The organism is Nitrosophilus sp., from assembly GCF_982775275.1.
The window spans coordinates 1-2,890 of sequence record NZ_CEXZHP010000189.1 but is presented as its reverse complement, the minus strand read 5'-3'; the positions used below and the strand labels follow the sequence as shown (position 1 = coordinate 2,890).

Below are 2,890 nucleotides of genomic sequence, written 5' to 3'. Positions count from 1 at the left end.
TATTTTACATTTACCTATGAATTTACACTCGGTAGGACATGTAAATCATTCAGCAATATATATAGTTTTTATGTTTGCCTTGTCGATTGTATTTTATTTTCATACAAATGAAAAAAAATTAAAAAATCTGTTTTTATTTAGTACTATAATAGCAATTTTCGGTATTTTAAGTACAGGAAGCAGAGCCGCTATTTTTACTTCTCCATTAATATATTTTTTGTATTTATTAATAGATAAAAAATTAAATCTCAAAAATATAGCAATTTTCACATCTTTAACCGTTTTATTATTAGGAATATTTTATTACTTTTTACAAGATTTTTATCTCTTCCACAAAATAAAACTTGGATTATGGCCAAGTCACAGAGATGTTCTATTCAAAACTGCAATAGCAAAATGGTTGGATGGGAATATATTATTTGGTATAGGTTCAGGCAATTTTATCAATATAGATATTTTAAAATATGCACCAAATTCTCCATTTGCTCACAATTCACATGCCCATAACACGTATACTAATTTTCTTGTAGAAAGAGGATTGTTAGCATTGATTTCGTATCTGATTTTTTGCTTTACTTTAATTTACCATTTTTTAAAATACCTAAAAATTGATATTGTACAGGTATCAATTCTTATATGGTTCGTAAATATGACCATCTCTTTGGCAAACACAACTTTTCATCATGAAAATGCAATGTTACTATGTTTAATTTGGGCGCTATCTCTAAATTTTATAGAAAATAAAAAAAATATTGCTCTATGATATATTTCATTCGTCAAAAATATACCCCTTTTGGTGGGGCTGAAAGATATCTTAAAAGATTGACCAGTGTATTAATCAAAAAAAATATAGAGTTTGATATAATCTATGCAAATCTTCCAAAATGGTTTCCTTCTTGGGTTAAGGCTCTGATATTTAACTATAAAGTTTGCAAAAATAAAAATAACTTTTTTTACTTTTCGCTTGATCGCATAACTTGCGCGGATATTTACAGAGCAGGCGATGGAGTGCATAAAACTTTTTTAAAAACAAAAGGTTTTAGCTTAAATCCTCTTCATTTAACATACCTTTATTTAGAAAAAAAATGTTTTAAAAACGCTAAAAAAATCATAGCAAACTCAAATATGATAAAAAAAGAGATAATTAAAGAGTATAAAATAGATCCTAAAAAGATAGAAGTTGTCTATAATGGAGTGGAGATTAAAGATTTTGATAAAAAATCGGCTATAGAAAGATTAAAAAATGAGTTTGATATAATCAATGAAAAAATACTACTTTTTGTTGGCAGCGGATTTGAGAGAAAAGGCGTAGAAGAGTTTTTAAAGATTTTATCAAAAATAGACCATCCTTTTAAAGCCTTTATCGTAGGAAAAGAGAAAAATATAAACAGATATAAAAATCTATCAAAAAAATTAAATTTAGAAGATAAAGTATTTTTCACCGGACCAAGAAAAGATGTAGATACTTTTTACGCTGCGGCGGATATTTTTCTGTTTCCAACCCATTATGAACCCTTTTCAAACGTAATACTCGAAGCTATGAGTTTTGAAAATGTCGTTTTTACCACAGCCCAAAATGGAGCAAGCGAAATTTTGCCAAAAGATTTTATTATGCAAAATCCAAAAGATTTTAGTATAGTTTCAAAAATAGATCAACTTTTAAAAGATGAGCAAAAATTAAAAAAGATTCAAAAAAATATGAGAGAGATATCAAAAAAATATACAATCGAACAAAACGTTGAAAAAACCTTAAAGGTTATAGATGAGTTTATCTAATTCTTCAAACTCTCAACTTAAAACTTCAAACCTACTGATTGAACTCCCAACATGGCTTGGAGATACCGTTATGGCAACTCCTGCCATAGAAAATCTTATAAAGATTTTAAACCCAAAAGAGATAACTCTTGTTGGAAGCTACGTATCAATACAAGCTTTAAAAACTCATCCAAAAGTAAAAAATTTTTTTGTAGACGATACAAAAAAAAGCAAAAATAGACTCTATGCTACATACCATCTAGCAAAAAAAATAGGCCCACACGATATTGCAATAAGCTTTAGAAGCCATCTTTTTTCTAAGCTTTTACTATTTTTAACAGGATCAAAAAAAAGATATCTATACAATCCTTTAGCTTCAAAAATTTTCCGTTTAGACTCACTTCATCAGGTAGAAAAATATAACGCTTTCATAAATAACATAACAAACACAAACCTACCTGCAGGTGATCTAAAACTATATCTGCCAAATATTTCTTTAGATTTTCAACCTAAAACCTTTAATCATCAACCCCTCTTAGGCATCAATCCCGGAGCGACATACGGTAGCGCAAAAAGATGGTATCCACAATATTTCGCAAAAGTTGCCAAAGAGTTTAGCAAAGAGTATAAGATAGTCATATTTGGCGGTCCAAATGAAAAGGCAATAGCAAAAGATATAGAAAATCTTCTTTTAAAAGAAAATATTGCTTCTTTAAATCTTGCCGGGAAAACCACCGTTGAGGAGCTAATATATTGTATATCAAAACTAAATCTATTTATAACAAACGATTCTGGTCCAATGCATATAGCCGCAGCTTTTAAAATCCCAACAGTTGCGATTTTTGGACCTACAGACTACAAAAGCACCTCCCAATGGAAAAATCCCCATTCAAAAATCATCTCTTTAGATCTAGAGTGTGCTCCATGTATGAAAAGAGTTTGTCCCTTAAAACATCACAAATGTATGAAAGATTTAACTCCAGATATGGTTATCAAAGCAGTAAAAAAATTAATCTAAAAGTTTTTCTTTCTTTAAATACTATTTTATATCCGTAAAAAGAGTAATTATCAATCTCTTTTAAAGCATATAAAATCTCTTATTTTTTTTCTCAATATCTTCATAGATTTTTTTATT

At 28.7% G+C, this 2,890-nt stretch carries 3 protein-coding genes; all 3 read left to right on the top strand.

Features of this window, described 5'->3' with window-relative positions:
* On the top strand, positions 1 to 763 hold a 763-nt coding region (locus AC30RD_RS07960; RefSeq protein ID WP_489493934.1), incomplete at its 5' end, for an O-antigen ligase family protein.
* 245 nt (positions 764 to 1,008) lie between these two features.
* On the top strand, positions 1,009 to 1,776 hold the full coding sequence (locus AC30RD_RS07955) for a glycosyltransferase family 4 protein (protein ID WP_489493933.1): 768 nt from the start codon (positions 1,009 to 1,011) through the stop codon (positions 1,774 to 1,776).
* Positions 1,763 to 2,773: a lipopolysaccharide heptosyltransferase II gene (waaF, locus tag AC30RD_RS07950; protein ID WP_489493932.1), complete on the top strand. Its 1,011-nt coding sequence runs from the start codon at positions 1,763 to 1,765 to the stop codon at positions 2,771 to 2,773. Before AC30RD_RS07955 ends, waaF begins: the two co-directional genes overlap by 14 nt.
* The last annotated feature ends 117 nt before the right edge of the window (positions 2,774 to 2,890 follow it).